Below are 20,986 nucleotides of genomic sequence, written 5' to 3'. Positions count from 1 at the left end.
AGACGAGGCCGTAGCCCCGTAGCGGCCCGGACGTGATCTGTACCCGTCAGGATCTGCCGATGGAACAACTGTCAGGACAACAGTCCACTTTGTGAAACTCCGGAGGCGCCGTGCGGTCGATGGCCATCGTGACCAGTATTGGCCTGGCCGCTGCAGCAATCGCGGTTGTCCCACCCACCGCAGCGCTCCCGGACGCCGGCGAGCTGAGCTTTGCCGGTCCCGGATTCACCGTGCGCGTCAACCAGGCACCGTTTGCCATGCAGGTGCTCAACTCCTCTGGTCAACCGGTTTTGACGCAGGTGCCCAGCAACGGTGGGCCGCGACTGGTCAAGAACGAAGCCCAGAAACCGCTCGGTGTGACCCCCTCCGAGTGGCTGTTTCCCACCCGGTACACGCCATTCACCTTCACCGTGGGTACGTCCTCGGCGACCCCGTTTCTCATCAGCCCGTTGTGGGTGGGTGACCTATGGGAGGCCTCCAGCTGCGGGATGCAGTACGCGGCCACCGGAGTACTTTCCACTCGCCCCTTGCCGCAGGGCCTGGAGCTGACGCTGCGTACCGACGACCCGTCGGGGCGCACCCTGGGGGTGACGCTCAGCGAGGACTCCGGCCGGCTGCGGGTGTCGGTCGTCCCCAGCAGCACCCAGGGCATCGTCGCGATGGGAGACAGTTTCGCGTCGCCGACCGGTGAGCGGTTCGCCGGCTTCGGCGGCCTGCACAACGGACTGGATCAGCATGGGGGCCGATTCACCAACTGGGTGCAGGAGGCCAACGTCGGCGCCGGGCCATTGGCACCGGTGTTCAATGTCCTGATGGCCAGCTCCGGCGGCCCGCACTATCTGTTCCCCGGCGGTCCAAGGGCCGCCTACTACGTGCAACCACAGTTCACCTCCACCGCAGGCTACGGCTTCCTACTGGCCCAAACCGAGCTGGCCGACTGGCATCTGGACTCCGATCGCCCCGACGCCTGGCACGTCAACGTCGCCGCCGCCCACCTGGACTATGAGGTCGCCGTCGGCGACCCGGGACAGGTGATCAGTGCACTCAGCGCGGCCAACGGCCGCCATCGCGTCCCGCCGGCATGGGCGCTGGGCACGCAGTTGGACCGTCGCATCGTGACCGGGCAGACCGGGGACGACTACGCGGCGGTCGTCCGCAGCGACCTGGCCAACATCGTCGCCTACAACCTGCCGATCACCGCCTACCGCCCCGAGGCCTGGCTCACCCTGGACCCGGCGGTCCTACGCCAACTGATCAGCGAATTCGGTTCGCACGGTATTCACGTGCTGCTCTACACCCGCAGCTTCGTCAGCATGGATCCGCTGCGCAACACCTCCCCGGCGGATTACCGGTATGCGGTGGCCAACAACTACGTGGCGACCCACGCCAATGGCAGGCCCTACATCGTCGGCTCCCCCAACCAGGCGCTCGGCGGACAGGCCGCCGTCATCGACTTCACCAACCCGGCCGCCAAAGCCTGGTTCCAACGCACCGTGATCGAGCAGCTCGAAACCGGGGCGGACGGTTTCATGAGCGATTTCGGCGAACAGACCCTGCCCGACATGCATTTCGCCAACGGGCAGACCGGCGCCACCATGCACAACGCCTACCCCGCGCTGTACCAGCGGGCCGTACGCGAAGCGGTGGAGTCCTTCGAACAATCACATCCGGGCCGCCACATCTGGTTCTACAACCGCGCGGGCTATACCGGGTCGACCGGCTACGAAGGTGGCAACTTCCCGGGCGACGAGAGCACCGACTTCTCGGTGGCCTCTGGCCTGGCCGCACTCATCCCGGACATGCTCAACCGGGGCCTGGCCGGCGCCTACGGCTATGGCACCGACATCGGCGGCTACCAGGACCTGCTGGCCGGCCCCACCCCCAAGGAGCTGTTCGTGCGGTGGTCTCAGATGGCTGCACTGTCACCGATCATGCGGGTACACGGGGCGCACTCCGGCACCCATATGCCGTGGGACTACGACCAGGAGACGTTGGACACCTTCCGACAGCTCGCCGAGCTGCGCCAGCGGGCCATCCCGTTGATCTCCGCCACCTGGGCCACCGCGGCCAGCACCGGCATACCACTGTCCCGGCCGGTGTGGCTGGCCGCACCCGACGACCCCCGGGCATGGGCGGCCGACCAGGAATGGATGATCGGATCCGACGTCCTAGTTGCCCCGGTCGTCACCCAGGGCGCCACCTCGCGGAAGGTCTATTTCCCACCCGGTTGCTGGACACGGAAAGACAGCGAAGGAAGCTACGCCGGCCCGTCGGAGGCCACCGTGGCAGCGCCGCTGACAGACCTGCCCTACTTCGCCCGCTGCAACACCGGCGGCTTCTAGATCACCGACCGCCGGTGTAATCGACGTTCCAGTGCTTGATGCCGTTGAGCCAGCCTGAGCGCAGCCGCTGCGGGCGCTCCAGGGGCTTGAGGTTCGGGATGTTGTCGGCGATCGCGTTGAAGATCGACCCGATAGTCATCCGCGCCAGGTGCGTACCGATGCAGTAGTGCGCACCCGTGCCGCCGAAACCGACATGCGGGTTGGGGTCACGCAAGATGTTGAACTCCTGCGGCTTGTCGAACACCGTCTCGTCGAAGTTGGCTGCCCGGTAGAACATCACCACCCGCTGACCGTCCTTGATCAGCGTGCCGTTCAGGTTGTGATCACGGGTTGCGGTGCGCTGGAACGACGTCACCGGCGTGGCCCAGCGCACCACCTCGTCGGCGGTGGTCGCCGGGCGTTCCTTGCAGAACAGCTCCCATTGCTCGGGATGCTCGGTGAACGCCATCATCCCCTGAGTGATCGAGTTGCGGGTGGTCTCGCTACCGGCCACCGCCAGCAGGATGATGAAGTAACCCAACTCGTCGTCATTGAGCTTCTCGCCGTCGACGTCGGCTTCGACCAGCGTGGTCACGATGTCGGGACCGGGGTTCTGCCGCTTGAGCTCCGCGAGCTTGAGCCCGTAGGTGATGATCTCCAGCGCCGAGGCCGCCGGGTCGTAGTGCGCGAACTCCGGGTCGTCGTACGACGTCATCTGGTTGGTCCAGTCGAACAACTTGCCGCGGTCCTCCTGCGGCACCCCCATCAGCCCCGCGATCGCCTGCAGCGGCAATTCCGAGGCCACCTCCACCACGAAGTCACCGCTCCCCCGAGCCAATGCCTCCTTGGTGATCGCCTGCGCCCGCGCCTGCAGGTCATCGTGCAGCGGCAAGATGTGCCGAGGAGTGAAGCCACGGGAAATGATCCGGCGCTGCCGGGTGTGCTTCGGCGCGTCCTGGTTGAGCATCAGGATCCGTTGCGCGTCGAGCTGTTCACGGGTTGTCTCGTCGTGGAACCTGGGGATGGCCCCGTTGCGCTCGCTGGAGAACACGTCGTCGAGCCGCGAGATCTCCTTGACGTCCTCGTGCCGGGTGATAGCCCAGTAACCGCCGTCTTTGAATCCGCCGCTCTTGTCGTCGGGTTGCGCGATCCACTTGATCGGCTCGCTGCGCCGCAGTTCGGCGAACTCCTCGTCGGGCAGTCGCTCGGCATAGATTTCCGGGTCGGTGAGGTCGAAACCGGCCGGAATGCCGGTGGCTGACGAGATAGTAGGGCTGGCCACGATGACAACTCCTCACTACTGCTCCGCAGGAGAAAACGATACGTTCTCGCGTCAGTAAAGCATGCCTTTACCTCAGGCGAAAGGGCAGAAAGGCCCTGCATCCGGGACGGAACTAGAACACGTTCTACTGGCTCGCCAGGTCGGCCTGACCTGGCCGGAACCGACGGGGTACCAGCAGGGTAGGGAACGCTTGTCCGGGGGCCGCCCGAGCAATAGGGCCAGCCAACTGGCGCCCGGGCGGGGCAATTCTATAACGTGTTCTACATGGCCGAACAGGAGTACGACGTCGTCGTGGTCGGAAGCGGCGGCGCCGGGATGGTCGCCGCCCTCACCGCCGCCCACCAGGGACTGTCCACCATCGTCATCGAGAAAGCCGCCCACTACGGCGGCTCGACAGCTCGCTCCGGTGGTGGCGTGTGGATCCCCAACAACGAGGTGCTGCAGCGCGCGGGCGTCAAAGATGATGCTCAAGCAGCTCGCACCTACCTGCACACCATCGTCGGTGACGTGGTTCCGGCCGAGAAGATCGACACCTACCTGCGGCGCGGGCCGGAGATGCTGTCGTTCGTGCTGAAGAACTCGCCGTTGAAGATGTGCTGGGTTCCCGGCTACGCCGACTACTACCCCGAGCAGCCGGGCGGCAAGCCCACCGGCCGTTCGATCGAGCCCAAGCCGTTCAACGCCAAGAAGCTGGGCGCCGACATGGGCGGCCTGGAGCCGGCCTACGGCAAGGTGCCGCTGAATGTGGTTGTCATGCAGCAGGACTACGTCCGGCTCAACCAGCTCAAGCGCCACCCGCGCGGTGTGCTGCGCAGCCTCAAGGTGGGCGCCCGCACCATGTGGGCCCAGGCCACCGGCAAGAACCTGGTCGGTATGGGTCGCGCCCTGATCGCGCCGCTGCGCATCGGCCTGCGCGACGCCGGCGTCCCGGTGGAACTCAACACCGCGCTGACCGACCTCTATGTCGAGGACGGCGTGGTCTCCGGTGTCTACGTCCGCGGTGCGGGCGACCCCGAATCGGGCGAGCCACGGCTGATCCGCGCACGGCGCGGGGTCATCCTGGCCAGCGGTGGATTCGAGCACAACGAGCAGATGCGGGTGAAGTACCAGCGCGCGCCGATCACCTCCGAGTGGACCGTGGGAGCGAAGGCGAACACCGGCGAGGGCATCGTCGCCGGCGAGAAGCTCGGCGCCGCACTGGACATCATGGAGGACTCCTGGTGGGGGCCGACGGTCCCGCTGCCCGGGTCACCGTGGTTCGCTCTGTCGGAGCGCAACTCGCCCGGATCGATCATCGTGAACATGGCCGGCAAGCGGTTCATGAACGAGTCGATGCCCTACGTCGAGGCCTGCCACCACATGTACGGCGGCGAATTCGGCCAGGGCCCCGGCCCCGGCGAGAACATCCCGGCCTGGCTGATCTTCGACCAGCGCTACCGCAACAACTACATCTTCGCGGGATTGCAGCCAGGCCAACGGATCCCGAAGAAGTGGCTGGAGTCAGGCGTGATCGTCTCCGCCGACACCCTGGACGAGTTGGCCGCCAAGACCGGCGTGCCGGCCACCGCATTGGCCGCGACCGTCGAGCGGTTCAACGAGTTCGCCCGCACCGGCGTGGACGAGGACTTCCACCGCGGCGAGAGCGCCTACGACCGCTACTACGGTGACCCGACCAACAAGCCCAACCCGAACCTGGGCCAGATCGCACAGGGCCCGTTCTACGCGGCCAAGATGGTGCCGGGCGACCTGGGCACCAAGGGCGGGATCCGCACCGACGTGAACGGCCGGGCACTGCGCGACGACGACAGCGTCATCGCCGGGCTGTATGCGGCCGGAAACGTGAGCGCACCGGTGATGGGCCACACCTACCCCGGACCGGGCGGCACCATCGGACCCGCCATGACGTTCGGCTACCTGGCCGCCCTCGACATCGCCGGAAAGGCCTAGACATGGCGATCGATCTCGACGTCGCACTGGGAGCGGAGTTCGGCCAGGTCGAATTCTCCTGGACCGCAACCAATGTGCAGCTCTACAACCTGGCGCTCGGTGCCGGGTCGGACCCGATGGCTCCGCGGGAGCTGAGCTATGTAGTGGACGGCAAGCCGCAGGTACTGCCGACCTTCGGCTGCGTCGCAGCCTCGTTCAACGAGGTCGACCCGCCGAAGGTGAGCTGGCCCGGTGTCGAGATCGACCTGGCCAAGATCCTGCACGCCTCGGAGAAGGTGACCGTGCCCGCGCCGCTGCCGCCCTCGGGCAGCGCCCGCGCGATCAGCCGGATCGTCGAGGTGTGGGACAAGGGCAAGGCCGCGGTAGTGGTGCTCGAGACCTCGGTGACCAGCACCGACGGCACGCCACTGTGGACGCAGCACCGGTCCATCTTCGCCCGCGGCGAGGGTGGCTTCGGCGGCGAGCGCGGGCCGTCGACGTCGAGCGAACTGCCCGACCGGGCACCGGATTTCGAAGTCGACATCCCGGTGTCCCCGCAGCAGGCACTGCTGTATCGACTCTGCGGCGACCGCAACCCGCTGCACTCAGACCCGGCGTTCGCGGCCGCGGCGGGTTTCGACCGGCCGATCCTGCACGGCCTGTGCACCTACGGCATGACCTGCAAGGCGGCGGTGGACACCGCGCTGGACGGTGACGCCGGCGCGGTCCGTTCCTTCGGCGCCCGGTTCGCCGGCGTGGTCTTCCCGGGCGAGACCCTGCGGGCCCGACTGTGGAAAGACGGCGGTCGACTGGTGGGCAATGTCGTGGCACCGGAACGCGAGGACGCCGCCATCCTCAACGACGTGGAGCTTGTTTCGGCTTAGCTACTTCGACCTGAAACGGGCTTCTGGTGAGCGTGGCTTGGAGTGGTCACGGCTGGGATCGACGAGGGTGGCCACCGGAGCGAACCGCCGTGGGCTGATTCCGGCCAGTCGCTGCCGGCACATGAGGCTGCCGCGGTCTTACCGGAAATGACTTCCCGTCCTCACTCGGATCTGCAGATCAGCCCGGATCGCGGTGCGCCATACACCTGGCCGGAGGCGTCATGGAAACGCCGGTCATCGGCACGATGGCGAAGTTGACCTTCTCGGCTTCGATGACCCGGTACGCTTCCACCGTTCCGTTCGGAGGCGACGAAGCTGCGGATTTTTCAAAAGCTGCCAGCCCGAACGCAATTCAGCGTTCTCTTCGCTCAACAGCACCCGCTCAAGACGCTCGTCAGCATTAAGCGACACACCATTATCGTCGGCGTCGGACGCCTCGCCGGCGAGGCGCACCCAGCGGCCCAACGCTTGCTCACCCACACCGATCTCGGCGGCCACATGGGCATGGTCCGACCGGTCTCGATTACCAGGCGGGCAGCCTGCTCCTGAAACGCCGGGCGTACGTCTTGCGCTTGCCCGACATACGGACATCCGTCTCACGGGAACAGCAGTACCACCAGTCACGTGTCCACCAGCAGTCCTCGGCGTCCACGGCCAGCGCACAACTCTTATCGTTATTGATAATGATTTTCATTTTCAGTATGGTGAGCTCTATGACCGCGCCTATGTGGATGGCATCTCCTCCAGAGGTTCATTCAGCTGCGTTGAGCAGCGGCCCTGGGCCCGGCCCACTGTTGTCCGCCGCCGGCGCATGGTCATTGCTGAGCCTTGAGTACACCGCGATCGCCGAAGCGCTGCGGGAATCGTTGGCCGCCACCGAGGCCGGGGCATGGCAGGGACCCAGCGCTGCGAGCTACCTCGCCGCGCATCTCCCGTACTTGGCGTGGCTGACCAAAGCCAGTGCCGACAGCGCCGCGCATGCCTCCCAGCACGAGACAGCGGCTGCGGCCTACGTCACCGCGCTGGCGACCATGCCGACGTTGGCAGAGCTGGCCGCCAATCACGCCAGCCATGGTGTATTGGTCGCGACCAACTTCTTCGGCATCAACACCATTCCGATAGCGCTCAACGAAGCCGACTACCTCCGAATGTGGGCCCAGGCCGCGACCACTATGGCCACCTACGAAGCGGTGTCCGGCGCAGCATTGGCCTCGGCGCCGCAGCCGGCTGTAGCGCCAACGATCGTCGACCACAGTCACGACGACCACGAGCACGACGAGCACGACGACCACGAGCACGAGCACGAGCACGAGCACAACGACGACGACGACCTGGATGGCGGTCACAACCACGATCACGCCAGCGAGGGCCTGGATCCGACGGACCCGAGATGGTGGGTGGCCGTATGGGGCGAACTGGGCTACTACGCCGAAGTGCTGCTGATCGACCTGCTGACCAATCCTGGCGCGTTCATGACCGACCTCACCTGGATCATCGCCGACCTGACGTTCCATGCCGCCCAGCTCGCCCCGCTGCTTAGCCAGCTGGCCCCGGCGCTGCTGCAGACGGCGCTGGCCTTGTCCATCAGCAACCTGGGTTGGGCGGCGAGCCTTGCCGGCCTGGCAGGCCTAGCCGGAATTCAGCCGGCTTCCGTCCCGGTCGGCGCCGAACCGATCGCCCCGACCACACCTGCAACCGGCGCGTCGTTGGGTGCACCACCCGCTCCAGCGTCCACGACTGTCGGCACGCCTTCGCCGGCTTCGGTTCCTACCAGCGCTCCACCGAGTCCGATGCCACCACCGGCTCCACCTCCGCCAGCAGGCGGGGGGTTCTTCCCGCCGTACGTTATCGGCCCTACGGGCGCAGTAACCCGGGCCAACGCCAAAGCCAGTTCCCGCAGCGCGAGCAAGGCATCGAATCCCGACCCGGCCACCGAAGACTCGACGGCGACCGCTGCCGCACGGAATCGGACCAGAAGCCGGCGGCGTCGAACTGCACCAGGGCACGCAGACGAATTCATCAAGGTGTACGCCGACAACACAGCACTGCCTGAACCCGAGCCCACATTCTCGACTCGCGTGTCGGCCAGTATCGCCGGTGGGCTGGGGCTCTCCGGCACACATACCGAGGAGGATTCCCCTGCAGCGGGATTGACCACCTTGTCCGGTGATGACTTCGGTAGCGGGCCGACAATCCCGTTGTTACCCGAAAGCTGGCACGACAATGCCTAATGGCCCGCCTGCGAATTACCGCGACAATTTGTAGAGCGGGGTGTTAAGGCATACATATATCCAAGCGCATATGCGACTCCACCCATATCTGATTTCGGATAGATATGGAACGTTGCATATATGCAGTCATAACAATTTGACCGGTTGTCCCAACACAGATTGAGAGTGTGTAGATGAGTGATCGCAACAACAACAGGCGGAAGAACAACGAGCTGCGTCGCGCAATAGGTGCAGGTAGCACGGTTGGTGCGTTTTTGGCGTTTGGGATGTCGCCATTGATATCAGCGCCGGTTGTGCGCGCGGACGATATCCTCATCGACCTGCCAGATTTCAGCACGCTATCCGATGTCAGCGGTCTAGCCGATGCCAGTTTCCTATCAACGGACATGCCCGGCTCGGCGGCGGAATCGGGCTTTAGCTGGGCCAATGTCTTTGACGCGACCTATGACAATCTCCATGCTGGAGCACAGGAATTCCTCGTTGACCCCGCCAATGCTGGGCTGCTTGAGTTGCTCAACGGCTTCGGCCTCTATGAGGCACTATTCGGGCGGCTGTTGATCGGCAACGGAATCGACGACTTCGCTGGCGCCAACACCTCGCTGTTCGGTTGGTTGCCCGGTATCGGCGACCTCGGCGACGGGGGTTTCCTGTTCGGTGACGGTGGTACCGGCACTGACGCCAGCTACCTCGACGGTGTTCTGAGCGCCGCCGGCGCGGGCGGCAATGCTGGGCTGATCGGCAACGGGGGCATCGGCGGCGTCGGTCTGGCCACCGGTTACTACGGTGGTGACACCTTGGTCGCAGCGACTGCTGGCGGGGCAGGAGGATCGGGCGGCCTGCTGGTCGGTGACGGCGGCGCCGGCGGCGTGGGTGGCCTGGGTCTGAATGGCAGCATCGCCGACGGCCTCGACGGTGGTGTCGGCGGCGCCGGTGGCGCGGGAGGGAACGCCTACTTCTACGGTTCCGGTGGTGCGGGCGGCAGGGGCGGCGCCGGCGGCAACGGCGCAGCGGGTGCTGACGGACAGATAGACCAGGTCGGCGGTGCTGGCGGCGACGGCGGCGTTGGCGGTGTCGGTGGAACCGGCGGCAACGGTGGGTGGATCATCGGCCACGGCGGTGCTGCCGGTCGCGGGGGCAACGGCGGCTACGGCGGTGACGGTGGCGAGGGCGCCGACGCGGTCGCGCACAGCCATGACCACGGTCATGAGCACGAGGATGAGCTCTTCATCCATGAGGCCACCGCTGGTGGGGCCGGCGGAAATGGCGGAAATGGCGGCGCTGCGGGCGAGGGCGGGCTGGCTCGCACGCTCTTCGGTAGCACCTTCGGAACCACGGGCGCCGCTACGGCCGCAGGGATGGGTCGCGACGGCGGTGACGGCGGCGGTGGCGGAGCCGGCGCAGTCCACGGCACCGACGTCCTCTCGGACGGAGCCGCTGGCGGCGCGGGCGGAAACGGCGGAAACGGCAGCACCGGAGGCGCAGGCGGTAACGGCGGCGCCGGGAGCGCCGGAATTACCGGCGGTGCAGGCGGTAACGGCGGCAACGGCGGAATCGGCAGTGCAGTCCACGGCGGTGCCGGTGGCGCCGGTGGTAACGGCGGGCACGGAAGCCATATCGGTGGTGCCGGTGGTGCCGGTGGAACCGGTGGCGACAGTGAGACGCGCGATGGCGGGGCCGGCGGCGCCGGGGGCACCGGGGGCAACTCTGCCGGTGCGACCATCACCTTGCCGGACACCACCGTGATCTCCGGGGCAGCCGGTGACGGCGGGGCCGGTGGTGACGGCGGCAACAACATCGGCACCCACGGCGCTGGTGGCGACGGTGGCGCCGGTGGTCGCGGTGGCAACGGCGTCGCGGCCCTCGCGCCTGGTGGTGCCGGTGGTCATGGCGGCCATGGCGGTAATTCGGGACCCTTGGAGGGCGAAGCCGGTACCACAGGCGGGCTCGCCGATGGTGCATTCGGAGGTATCGGTGGTACTGGCGGAGTCGGGCATGAGCACGATTCCAGCCATGACCACAGCGGGGAAGAACCGCCCATCAATCCCGACGAAGACGATGACCATGACCACGACCACGACCACGACCACGACCACGACCACGACCACGACCACGACCACGACCACGACCACGACCACGACCACTAACGTCGTAGTCGCTGGCGGAAGTCGCCGCCTCTGAGGTCCTTCGGGGAGGGCCCCGCACGCCGGGCGTGCGGGGCCCCCCTGCCATTCGGTAAGTCGATCAGCCACCCTCGCCGTGTTACTGATGCCAAGCAATGAACTTCCGAGGCTAGTGTTATGGCGCACCTCCCGCCGTTTGGTCACGTTCCCGGTCAGGCGAAACGACAACCCCAACTTTTCAGTGGAAAGACGGCGGCCGACTGGGCAATGTGGTGGCGCGGGCCCGGAAGGACGCCGTCACCCCAACGATGTGGAGCTTGTTTCGGCCTAGGTTTCCCGGCAGCGCCCGCCTGAACCCAGGCAACCCTAATTGAAAATGACTTTCATCTTCGGATAATCTGTCCGGCATGACCGCCCCGGTATGGATGGCCTCGCCCCCCGAGGTGCATTCGGCTGCGCTGAGCAGCGGCCCCGGGCCCGGGGCCCTGTTGTCTGCTGCCGGCGCCTGGTCGTCGCTGAGCCTGGAGTACACCGCGATCGCGGAGGCGTTGCGGGACCTGCTGGGAGCCACCCAGGCAGCGTCATGGCAGGGGCCTAGCGCCGAGCGCTATCTCGCCGCACACGTGCCCTACCTGGCCTGGTTGGCGACGGCCAGCGCGGACAGCGCCGCGCGAGCATCCCGACATGAAACAGCGGCCGCGGCCTACGTCAGCGCATTGGCGGCCATGCCCACGATGCCCGAACTGGCGGCCAACCACGCTATCCACGGAATCTTGGTCGCCACCAACTTCTTTGGTGTCAACACCATCCCGATCGCGGTCAACGAAGCCGACTATGTGCGGATGTGGATCCAGGCCGCCACCACCATGGCGACCTACGAGGCGGTCTCCGGCGCAGCCGTGGCGTCAGCCCCACAGCTCGCCGTGGCACCGCCGATCGTCGGCTATGCCGAGGCCGATCACGATCACGATCACGACCACGACCACGACCACGACCACGACCACGACCACGACCACGACCACGACCACGACCACGACGGGATCCACGACGGCGATCTGGATCCGACCGACCCGGAATGGTGGAAAGACGTCTTCGGCGAAATGGGCGAGTGGGCCAAGATCATCATCAACGATCTGCTGACCGACCCGGCAGCGCTGCTGACCGATCTCCCCGTCATCATGGCCGATGTCACCTTCCACGCCAGTCAGCTCGCCGCCACCTTGAGCCAATTCGCGCCAGCGCTGCTGCAACCCGCGCTGGGCCTGGCGATCGGCAACCTGGGCTGGGCGGCCGGCCTGGCCGGACTGGCCGGAATTCAGCCTGCCCCGGTTCCGCTGGCCGTCGAGGCCGTACCTCCGGCCAATCCGCTGACCGCCGGGGGCTCGGCGGGTTCGTCCACCACCGTCGCCAACACCGCCGCGGCACCGGCCACGGGTGGCTCCATTTCGGCGCCGACCACCAGCGCAGCGCCGGCTGCGGCACCGCCTGCCGCTCCCCCCGCCGCTAGTAGCCCGGCGTTCTTCCCCCCGTATGTGATCGGGCCTCCCGGCGTCGCCGGCCAGGTGAGCGCCGTGGCCCGCCGCCATGCCGTGAAGAAGGCATCGAATCCCGACTCGGCCGCCGAGGATGCGGCCACCGCCGCCTCGGCACGGGATCGGTCCCGGGCCCGCCGACGCCGAGCTGCTCGCGGGCACGCGGACGCGCACATCTACGTGTACGCCGACAGCGCCCCCGATATCGGGCCCGACGCCGCGACTCGCGCCTCCGACAGCAGTGCCGGTCGCCTGGGATTCGCAGCGGCGCAAGCCAAGCCTGGTCTGCCCGCGACGGGTTTGACCACGCTGGCGAGCGGCGGTCTCAACGACGGGCCGACCCTTCCGCTGTTGCCCGAGAGCTGGGGCGAACCCACCAACGATTGAGCGGTGCCGGGTTCCCCTCCCACCCAGCGTGAAGGCGAGGGCGGCTAGCCCAGAATCAGGCCCGACGTAGGCACGCCGGTACCAGCGGTCACCAGCACGTGCTCGACGCCGTCAACCTGGTTGACCGAGGTACCGCGCAGCTGGCGCACACCCTCGGCGATGCCGTTCATGCCGTGGATGTAGGCCTCGCCGAGCTGGCCGCCGTGGGTGTTGATCGGCAGCCGGCCGCCGAGTTCGATGGCGCCGCCGGCGATGAAGTCCTTGGCCTCACCCTTGCCGCAGAATCCCAGCTCTTCCAACTGGATCAGCGTGTAGGGGGTGAAGTGGTCGTAGAGCACCGCGGTCTGGATATCGGCGGGCGTCAGACCCGACTGCGACCACAGCTGCTTGCCCACCAGGCCCATCTCGGGCAGGCCGAGCTCCTCGCGGTAGTAGGAGTACATGGTGAACTGGTCGGCCCCGGCGGCCTGCGCGGCCGCCTCGATGATCGCCGGTCGGTGCTTGAGGTCGCGGGCCCGCTCCGGCGTGGTGACGACGATCGCCACCCCGCCGTCGCTCTCCTGGCAGCAGTCCAGCAGCCGCAGCGGTTCGGCGATCCACCGCGAGTTCTGATGATCCTCAATCGTGATCGGCTTGCCGTAGAAGAACGCCTTCGGGTTGGTCGCCGCATGCTTGCGGTCGGCCACCGACACTGCGCCGAAATCCGCACTGGTGGCGCCGTATTCGTGCATGTAGCGCTGGGCGATCATCGCCACCGACGCCGCCGGGGTGCTCAGGCCGTGCGGGTAGGACCAGCTGTACTCCACGCCGCGCGAGTCGGCGTTGACCGTCAAACCGGTCATCACCTGGCCGAACCGGAACTCCGAGCGCTCGTTGAAAGCCCGGTACGCCACCACGACTTCAGCGACTCCCGTGGCCACCGCCAGGGCGGCCTGCTGCACCGTGGCCGCGGCGGCGCCGCCGCCGTAACCGATCTGGGAGAAGAACTTCAGCTCACCGATCCCGGTGGCACGTGCGACGGCGGTCTCCAGGTTGGAGTCCATGGTGAAGGTGACCAGACCGTCGACGTCGGAGGGCTTCAGGCCCGCATCGTCGAGGGCGTCGAGCACCGCCTCGGCCGCCAGACGCAGTTCGCTGCGCCCGGATTCCTTGGAGAAGTCGGTGGCGCCGATTCCGGCGATAGCCGCCTTACCGGACAGCATCATTCCTCCCCGAGGGTGAGAGTGGCGGTAGCGATCACGTGGTCACCAAGACTGTTGTTGCCCACGACCTTCACGGTGACCAGGCCGTCTTCCACCGCCGTCACCTCGCCGGAGAATGTGACTGTGTCATAGGCGTACCACGGCACACCCAGCCGCAGCCCGATCGAACGGATCACCGCGTTGGATCCCGCCCAGTCGGTGATGTAGCGCTGCACCAGGCCGGTGTCGGTCAAGATATTGACGAAGATGTCCTTGGAGCCCTTGGCCTGCGCCTTGTCCCGGTCGTGGTGCACGTCCTGGTAGTCGCGAGTGGCGATCGCCGTAGAGACGATGAACGTCGGGTCACCGTAGATCTTCAGTTCGGGCAGCTTGGTGCCCACGTCGACAGTCGCAGCGCTCATGCCCCGTCTCCTTCCACAGGCTCCCAGGCGTACAGAGACCACGCCGGACCGACATCGCTGGCGGGGAAATCGAGATAGGTTGCGCGGACCGGCATTCCGATCTTTACCGCTGCCGCGTCGACGCCGCGAAGCTCGCCGAGCATCCGCACGCCCTCTTCGAGCTCGACCAGCGCGATCACGAACGGCAGGCTGCGGCCGGGGACCTTGGGCGCGTGGTGCACCACGTAGCTGAACACCGTTCCCTCACCGCTGGAAACGACGTAGTCGGTGGTCTCGGTCTTGTCCTTCCAGACCGCCGGCACCGGCGGATGCTGCAGGCTGCCGTCCGGGCGGAGCTGGATGCGCAACTCGTGTGCGGCCACGCCGTCCCAGAAGTACTGGGAATCCCGCGACCACGACGGGCGCATCATCTTGTCGGGGTCGAGGTCCCCGGGCACCGCGGCTGAGGAGCCCGCGTTTTCCTTGTCGGCGGGCAGGAACTTCAGGATGCGCCAATTCATGTCGGCCACGCATTCCGCGTCTTCGTCGCCGTTCACCCACCAGCGGATCTTCTGAGTGACGAAGTACCCCTCACCCAGGCCGGTCTTCTTGGGCCCCACGATGTCGGTCACCTCGGCGGTGACGCTGACCTCTTCGCCGGGGCGCAGGTAGCGATGGTAGGTCTGCTCGCAGTTGGTGGCCACTACGCCGACATAGCCTGCGCCGTCGAACAGCTCCATGACCTTGCCGAGCGGGTCGTCGGCCGGACGCTCCCCGCCCAGGCCCATCATCGTCCACACCTGGATCATGGCCGGCGGAGCGACGACTCCGGGATGACCCGCGGCACGCGCGGCTGCCTCGTCGGTGTAGATCGGGTTGGCGTCGCCGATCGCATCGACCCAATGGCGAATCATCGGCTGGTTCACCGGATCCCGGCCGGTCCGCGGTTTGCTGCGGCCCGACGCCAGTATCTGCTCGATCCCGGAGGAAAGGTCGCTCATCTGTCTCCTCGACTCATCGTGAAACCCGCGGAACCTTCAGCCCAGAAGCGGCGATCATCTCGCGCATGACCTCGTTGACGCCGCCGCCGAAGGTGATCACCAGGTTGCGCTTGGCCATCTTGTCCAGCCAGACGAGGACTTCGGCGGTCTCGGGGTCCGCCGGGTTGCCGAATCTGCCGACGATCTCCTCAGCGAGGCGATTGACTTCCTGGATTCGCTCGGTGGAGAACACCTTGGTGGCCGCAGCGTCGGCGACGGCGATGTTCTCACCAGAGGATGCCACCTGCCAGTTGAGCAACTCGTTGATACGCCAGATCGACTTGATCTGCGCCAGAAGATGTTTCACGTCGTCCTGCTCGATCGGCGTAACGCCGTCCGAACCGGGCTTGGACGCCCAGTGGTGCACCTGGTCGTAGATGCCGGCGATGCGACCGGCCGGACCCAGACCGACGCGCTCATGGTTGAGCTGCGTGGTGATGAGCTTCCAGCCGCCGTTCTCCTCGCCGACCAGCATGTCGGCGGGTACGTGCACGTCGTTGTAGTACGTCGCGTTGGTGTGATGGGCCCCGTCGGACAGGATGATCGGGGTCCAGGAGTATCCGGGATCCTTCGTGTCGACGATGAGGATCGAGATGCCCTTGTGCTTGGCAGCGGTCGGGTCGGTTCGGCAGGCCAGCCAGATGTAGTCGGCGTCGTGGGCGCCGGTGGTCCACATCTTCTGCCCGTTGACGATGTATTCATCGCCGTGCTTGACCGCGGTCGTGCGCAGTGACGCGAGGTCGGTGCCGGCGTCGGGTTCGGAGTAACCGATCGCGAAATGTACATCGCCGGAAAGAATTCCAGGCAGGAACTTCTTCTTCTGCTCTTCGGTGCCGAGCAATTGCAGCGTGGGGCCGACAGTCTGCAAGGTGACCATCGGCAACGGGATGTCGGCCCGGTTGGCTTCGTTGATGAAGATCTGCTGCTCGAGCGGACCGAATCCCAGGCCGCCGTACTCCTTGGGCCAGCCGACGCCCAACTTGCCGTCACTGCCCATCCGCTTGATCACGGCACGATAGGCCTCGTTATGCCGATCCGACTCCATCGCCTGCGCCTCTTCGGGCGTGATGAGGGTCGAGAAGTACTCGCGCAGTTCGGCTTGCAGTGCCCGCTGCTCGGGTGTCAGGTCGATGAACATTTACGCTCCCACCAAATCGAGGCGGTGCACGGGACCACCCAACAGCCGGGTCAAGTCTTTGATCCAGGAGTAGTAGCGGTCCATCGGGTAGGTGATGTCCATACCCATACCGCCGTGCAGGTGGTGACAGAGTCGCATGGCCGGTGCAGCCTGCGATGTCAGCCAGTAACCCAGGATCCCGATGTCATCACCGGCGTCAAGACCTTGGGCCAACCGCCAAATCGATGAGGTCGACAGCAAGGCAATGGTCCGCGAGGCGATGTACACCTCGGAAAGCTGCGCGGCCACCGTCTGGAACGTCGACAGGGGACGGCCGAACTGCTCGCGGGTGGCGACGTAGTCGGCGGTCAACCGCAGGGCGCCTGCCACCAGCCCGGCCCCGAAGGCCCCGGTGGCGGCCAGCGCCAACTGGTTGACCCGGGCAACGCTGGCGCCATCGAGCACGTCGGCGTCCGCGATCGCGACGTCGGCGAACGTCACCACGTATTCGTCGGACCCGTTGGAAGTCGGCGTCTTGGTGACCGTGACACCGTCGGCGTCCGGGGCGACGACCACCACCGCCTTGTCAGCCGTGACGATCAGCCAAGTCGCCGCCTGGGCATAGGGCACACCGGTCTTGGTGCCGTTGAGCTTTCCGCCCGCAAAGCTGGTCGCGGGGTGCTCCGGCAACTGCCGGCCAGGTTCGTTCAGCGCGGCCGACAGCACCGCGCCGGTGGGCACCCCCGACAGATACCGGTCCTGCTGGGCATCGGACGCCAGGTCCAGCAGCGGAATCAACCCCAGGCCCAACGTTGCCAGTGCGGGACCGATGGTGCCATGACGGCCGATCTCGGTCAGCGCGGTGGCCAGTTCCGACAGGCCCAGACCGTCGCCACCGAGTCGCTCTGGCACACCCAGCGCTGCGACCCCGCCGGCTACCAGCGCATCCCAGCTGTTGTCTCGGTCGAGCACCGACGTCACCACATCGGCGACAGCCTGCTGCTCCGGGTTCGGTGTGAAGTCCACCCGAATCCTCCTTGATTCGTTAGGCCGTCAGTCAGGTCAGTGCGCGACCGGGCACGCACCCGAGTAGTCGACCGGCCAGTGCTTGATGCCGTTGAGCCAGCCGGACTTCAACCGCTCGGGGTCGCCCATCGGCTTCAGGTCGGGCATGTGGTCGGCGACCGCGTTGAAGATCAGGTTGATGGTCAGGCGGGCCAGGTTGGCACCGATGCAGTAGTGCGCCCCGGTGCCGCCGAAGCCGACGTGCGGGTTCGGGTCACGAAGGATGTTGAAGGTGAACGGGTCGTCGAACACCTCCTCGTCGAAGTTGGCCGAACGGTAGGACATCACCACGCGGTCGCCGGCCTTGATCTTGACGCCGTCGATCTCGGTGTCTTCGCTCGCGGTGCGCTGGAATGCCGAAACCGGGGTGGCCCAACGGATGATCTCGTCCACGGCGGTCTGCGGCCGTTCCCGCTTGAACAGCTCCCACTGGTCGGGATTCTGCGAGAACGCGACCATGCCGTGCGTGATCGAGTTGCGGCTGGTCTCGTTGCCGGCAACCGCCAGCATGATGACGAAGAAGCCGAACTCGTCATCGCTGAGCTTCTCGCCGTCGATGTCGGCCTGGATCAGCTTGGTCACGATGTCGTCGGTGGGGTTCTTGCCCCGCTCCTCGGCCATCTTCATGGCGTAGGTGATGACCTCGAACGATGACATCGCCGGGTCGACGTCGGCGTACTCCGGGTCCTCGCCGGCGGTCATCTCGTTGGACCAGCGGAACAACTTGTCCCGGTCGTCCTGGGGTACACCGAGCAGTTCGGCGATGGCCTGCAGCGGCAGTTCGCAGGACACCTGCTCGACGAAGTCGCCGGTGTTGGACGCCGCGGCAGTCTGGGCGATCTTCTGCGCCCGCGCCTTCAGCTCGTCCTCGAGCCGCGAGAGGGCGCGGGGGGTGAAGCCCCGGGAGATGATCTTGCGCAGCCGGGTGTGGTGCGGCGCGTCCATGTTCAGCAGGACCGCCCGCTGCAGGTCGACCGCCTCGCGGGTCATCTCCTGCGGCCAAACCGGGATCGCGCCGTTCATGGCGCTGGAGAAGACGTCGCTGCGCAGCGAGACGTCCTTGACGTCCTTGTGCTTGGTCACCAGCCAGTAACCCTTGTCGCCGAAGCCTCCGGTTCCGCCGGGAACGTCGACCCAACGCACCGGTTCGGACTTACGCAGCTCGGCGAGTTCCTTGACCGGGAGGCCCTGCAGGCTCATCTCGGAATCGAGGAAGTCGAAGTCGCTGGGGATGGCGGGGCAGCCCATGTGTCTACTCCTAGAGTGATCTGTTAGTAGGTTCGACGACGCAGGAACAACGCCGTCTAGTGCCTGATTGCGACCATTGAAACACGGCCCGACCGCAGATCAAAGGCGGTGCTGCATCGTCGCTTGTCAGACTAATGAAACGTGTTCTAGCCTGGCCGCATGGGTAATCCTGTCATCGTCGAAGCCACCCGCAGCCCCATCGGTAAACGTAATGGCTGGTTGTCCGGCCTGCACGCCACCGAACTTCTCGGGGCGGTGCAGAAGGCATTGGTCGCGAAGGCCGGGATCGACGCGGGAAGCGTCGAGCAGGTCATCGGCGGCTGCGTCACGCAGTTCGGCGAGCAGGGCAACAACGTCACCCGGCAGTCGTGGCTGGTGGCCGGGCTGCCCGAGCACGTCGGCGCCACCAGCATCGACTGCCAGTGCGGCAGCGCGCAGCAGGCCAACCACCTGATCGCCGGCCTCATCGCCACCGGCGCCATCGACATCGGCATCGCCTGCGGCATCGAGGCGATGAGCCGCGTCCCGCTGGGCGCGAACGGCGGCGGTGCGCGAGCGGCGTCCTGGGACATCGACCTGCCCAACCAGTTCGAGGCGGCCGAGCGCATCGCCAAGCGCCGGGGCATCACCCGCGCCGACCTGGACGCCCTGGGGCTGCGGTCCCAGCAGCTGGCCAAGCAGGCCTGGGCCGAGGGACGGTTCGACCGGGAGATCTCCCCGATCGAGGCCCCGGTGATCGACGAGAACAAGCAACCCACCGCCGAGCTGAACATCGTCAGCCGCGACCAGGGCCTGCGTGACACCACGGCCGAGGGCCTCGCGGCGCTCAACCCCGTCATGGAGGGCGGCTCACACACCGCCGGTACCTCGTCGCAGATCTCCGACGGCGCCGCCGCGGTGCTGTGGATGGACGAGGACAAGGCCAAGGCGCTGGGCCTGCGGCCGCGGGCCCGGATCATCAGCCAGGCCAACGTCGGCGCCGAGACCTACTACCACCTGGACGGCCCGGTGCAGTCCACCGCCCGGGTGCTGGAAAAGGCCGGGATGAAGATCGGCGACATCGACCTGGTCGAGATCAACGAGGCGTTCGCCTCGGTGGTGCTGTCCTGGGCCGCGGTGCACAAGCCGGACATGGATCGGGTCAACGTCAACGGCGGGGCGATCGCGCTGGGCCACCCGGTGGGTTCCACCGGTAGCCGGCTGATCACCACGGCGCTGCACGAGCTCGAGCGCACCGACAAGTCGACCGCGCTGATCACCATGTGTGCCGGCGGAGCGCTGTCCACCGGCACCATCATCGAGCGCATCTAGTGGCCTCGGTTCCGGAGGCTGACCGCATCGCGGCGGCCCAGGCCTACATCGACGCCCTGGTCAGTCACGACGCCTCGGCGGTCCGGTTCGCACCCGACTGTGTCCGGATCGAGGTCGGGCTCAAGACCGGATTCTCGGGAAATCATTTGCGGCGCAGCCTCAACCGCGGTCCGCAGTTCCGGTTGATCTCGGCGGCCACGCTGCCGAAGTACAGCATCGACGGCGACGACGTGCGGGCGGTCTACGACATCATCACCAAGCCGTCGCTGTTCGGGGTCCGGGTCTGCTCGCATGTCGACGAGGTTTTCCGGATCCCCGCGGACAGCGCGGACGGCACCGCTGTGATCCATCACATCCGCGCGGGGATTCGTCCGTTCATCCACCGTTAGAGTGAGCCCGTGAGCAACCCAGACACACCAGAGAAGCCGAAGTCGCTGGATTCGCCGGTCACCGGAACGGTGATCAAGTGGATGTCGAAGGCCAACACCTGGGCCTACAAGGCGACCGGCGGCCGGGTCGGCGGTAAATGGCGGTTGGGCACCAAGCACTTCGGTGAGGTTCCCGAGGTCGGCATCCTCACGACCACCGGACGCAAGTCCGGTCAGCCGCGCGAATCCCCACTGTTGTTCCTGCGCGAAGGTGACCGAGTGATCCTGGTGGCCTCCCAGGGCGGGCGCGCCACCAACCCGATGTGGTACCTGAACCTGAAAGCCAACCCGCAGGTGTCCTTCCGGATCCGCAGCGAGGTGCTCATCCTGCGTGCCCGCGACGCCAGCGAGGCCGAACGGGCCGCCTACTGGCCCAAGCTCGACAAGATGTACCCGGACTTCGTCAACTACCGGGCCTGGACCGATCGGGAGATCCCGATCGTCATCTGCGAGCCCTAGCAGCAACCTCGCGAGGGCTGCGAATCAGACCAGCCGCCAACGAGAGCCCCGCA

Annotated in this window: 17 protein-coding genes; 9 read left to right on the top strand and 8 right to left on the bottom strand. The window is 66.5% G+C overall.

Annotated elements, in window-relative coordinates; all coding sequences use genetic code 11:
- The first annotated feature begins 119 nt into the window (after positions 1-119).
- On the top strand, positions 120-2,342 hold the full coding sequence (locus ACJH5R_RS19270) for a TIM-barrel domain-containing protein (RefSeq protein WP_406759762.1): 2,223 nt from the start codon (positions 120-122) through the stop codon (positions 2,340-2,342).
- A gap of 1 nt (position 2,343) precedes the next feature.
- Here the strand turns inward: ACJH5R_RS19270 and ACJH5R_RS19265 are convergent, their stop codons facing one another.
- Positions 2,344-3,603, bottom strand: a complete 1,260-nt coding sequence (locus ACJH5R_RS19265; RefSeq protein ID WP_406759761.1) for a cytochrome P450 — start codon at positions 3,601-3,603, stop codon at positions 2,344-2,346.
- Between the two features lie 264 nt (positions 3,604-3,867).
- Here ACJH5R_RS19265 and kstD point away from each other — a divergent pair, with 264 nt between their 5' ends.
- Both kstD and ACJH5R_RS19255 read left to right on the top strand, forming a co-directional pair.
- A complete protein-coding gene (gene kstD, locus ACJH5R_RS19260) occupies positions 3,868-5,550 on the top strand; it encodes a 3-oxosteroid 1-dehydrogenase (protein WP_406759760.1) in 1,683 nt (560 codons plus the stop codon).
- Positions 5,551-5,552: 2 nt separating this feature from the next.
- A complete protein-coding gene (locus tag ACJH5R_RS19255; RefSeq protein ID WP_406759759.1) occupies positions 5,553-6,413 on the top strand; it encodes a MaoC/PaaZ C-terminal domain-containing protein in 861 nt (286 codons plus the stop codon).
- 234 nt (positions 6,414-6,647) lie between these two features.
- Here ACJH5R_RS19255 and ACJH5R_RS19250 read toward each other — a convergent pair whose 3' ends face one another.
- Positions 6,648-6,911 carry a hypothetical protein gene (locus ACJH5R_RS19250; RefSeq protein ID WP_406759758.1) on the bottom strand — a complete coding sequence of 88 codons (264 nt, stop codon included), beginning with the start codon at positions 6,909-6,911 and terminating at the stop codon, positions 6,648-6,650.
- Between the two features lie 215 nt (positions 6,912-7,126).
- Between ACJH5R_RS19250 and ACJH5R_RS19245 the strand changes: the two genes are divergently transcribed.
- The 3 genes from ACJH5R_RS19245 to ACJH5R_RS19235 all read left to right on the top strand — a co-directional run bounded on the left by ACJH5R_RS19245 (position 7,127) and on the right by ACJH5R_RS19235 (position 12,683).
- Entirely contained in the window at positions 7,127-8,644 is a 1,518-nt protein-coding gene (locus ACJH5R_RS19245; protein WP_406782595.1) for a PPE domain-containing protein, read from the top strand.
- Positions 8,645-9,030: 386 nt separating this feature from the next.
- The gene (locus ACJH5R_RS19240) at positions 9,031-10,788 is read left to right on the top strand and encodes a PE family protein (RefSeq protein WP_406782594.1); all 1,758 of its coding nucleotides are present in this window, start codon (positions 9,031-9,033) and stop codon (positions 10,786-10,788) included.
- Between the two features lie 383 nt (positions 10,789-11,171).
- Positions 11,172-12,683: a PPE domain-containing protein gene (locus ACJH5R_RS19235; protein WP_406782593.1), complete on the top strand. Its 1,512-nt coding sequence runs from the start codon at positions 11,172-11,174 to the stop codon at positions 12,681-12,683.
- A gap of 44 nt (positions 12,684-12,727) precedes the next feature.
- On the opposite strand, the gene ACJH5R_RS19230 is transcribed toward ACJH5R_RS19235, so the two are convergent.
- Genes ACJH5R_RS19230 through ACJH5R_RS19205 form a run of 6 tightly spaced genes read right to left on the bottom strand, consistent with a single transcriptional unit; the run spans position 12,728 to position 18,735 of the window.
- Positions 12,728-13,885, bottom strand: coding sequence for a lipid-transfer protein (locus tag ACJH5R_RS19230; RefSeq protein WP_065039216.1), 1,158 nt, complete (start codon positions 13,883-13,885; stop codon positions 12,728-12,730).
- The gene (locus ACJH5R_RS19225; protein WP_406759754.1) at positions 13,885-14,286 is read right to left on the bottom strand and encodes a MaoC family dehydratase; all 402 of its coding nucleotides are present in this window, start codon (positions 14,284-14,286) and stop codon (positions 13,885-13,887) included. Before ACJH5R_RS19225 ends, ACJH5R_RS19230 begins: the two co-directional genes overlap by 1 nt.
- Positions 14,283-15,266 (bottom strand): bifunctional MaoC family dehydratase N-terminal/OB-fold nucleic acid binding domain-containing protein, encoded by a 984-nt coding sequence (locus ACJH5R_RS19220; RefSeq protein WP_406759753.1) that lies wholly within the window; start codon positions 15,264-15,266, stop codon positions 14,283-14,285. Before ACJH5R_RS19220 ends, ACJH5R_RS19225 begins: the two co-directional genes overlap by 4 nt.
- A 13-nt stretch (positions 15,267-15,279) precedes the next feature.
- The gene (fadE29, locus tag ACJH5R_RS19215; protein ID WP_406759752.1) at positions 15,280-16,443 is read right to left on the bottom strand and encodes an acyl-CoA dehydrogenase FadE29; all 1,164 of its coding nucleotides are present in this window, start codon (positions 16,441-16,443) and stop codon (positions 15,280-15,282) included.
- A complete protein-coding gene (locus ACJH5R_RS19210) occupies positions 16,444-17,448 on the bottom strand; it encodes an acyl-CoA dehydrogenase family protein (RefSeq protein ID WP_406782592.1) in 1,005 nt (334 codons plus the stop codon). It abuts the gene before it with no gap.
- A 36-nt stretch (positions 17,449-17,484) separates the two neighbouring features.
- Positions 17,485-18,735 (bottom strand): cytochrome P450, encoded by a 1,251-nt coding sequence (locus tag ACJH5R_RS19205; protein ID WP_406759750.1) that lies wholly within the window; start codon positions 18,733-18,735, stop codon positions 17,485-17,487.
- Between the two features lie 159 nt (positions 18,736-18,894).
- Between ACJH5R_RS19205 and ACJH5R_RS19200 the strand changes: the two genes are divergently transcribed.
- The 3 genes from ACJH5R_RS19200 (at position 18,895) to ACJH5R_RS19190 (ending at position 20,933) form a co-directional block, all read left to right on the top strand.
- Positions 18,895-20,046, top strand: a complete 1,152-nt coding sequence (locus ACJH5R_RS19200) for a steroid 3-ketoacyl-CoA thiolase (protein ID WP_406759749.1) — start codon at positions 18,895-18,897, stop codon at positions 20,044-20,046.
- On the top strand, positions 20,046-20,435 hold the full coding sequence (locus tag ACJH5R_RS19195; RefSeq protein ID WP_406759748.1) for a hypothetical protein: 390 nt from the start codon (positions 20,046-20,048) through the stop codon (positions 20,433-20,435). The genes ACJH5R_RS19200 and ACJH5R_RS19195 overlap by 1 nt, the downstream gene beginning before the upstream one ends.
- 81 nt (positions 20,436-20,516) lie before the next feature.
- A complete protein-coding gene (locus ACJH5R_RS19190; RefSeq protein WP_406759787.1) occupies positions 20,517-20,933 on the top strand; it encodes a nitroreductase family deazaflavin-dependent oxidoreductase in 417 nt (138 codons plus the stop codon).
- The last annotated feature ends 53 nt before the right edge of the window (positions 20,934-20,986 follow it).

Source organism: Mycobacterium sp. SMC-19 (genome assembly GCF_045310815.1).
Taxonomy (GTDB): Bacteria; Actinomycetota; Actinomycetes; order Mycobacteriales; family Mycobacteriaceae; genus Mycobacterium.
This window is presented reverse-complemented; position numbering and strand designations above follow the sequence as displayed.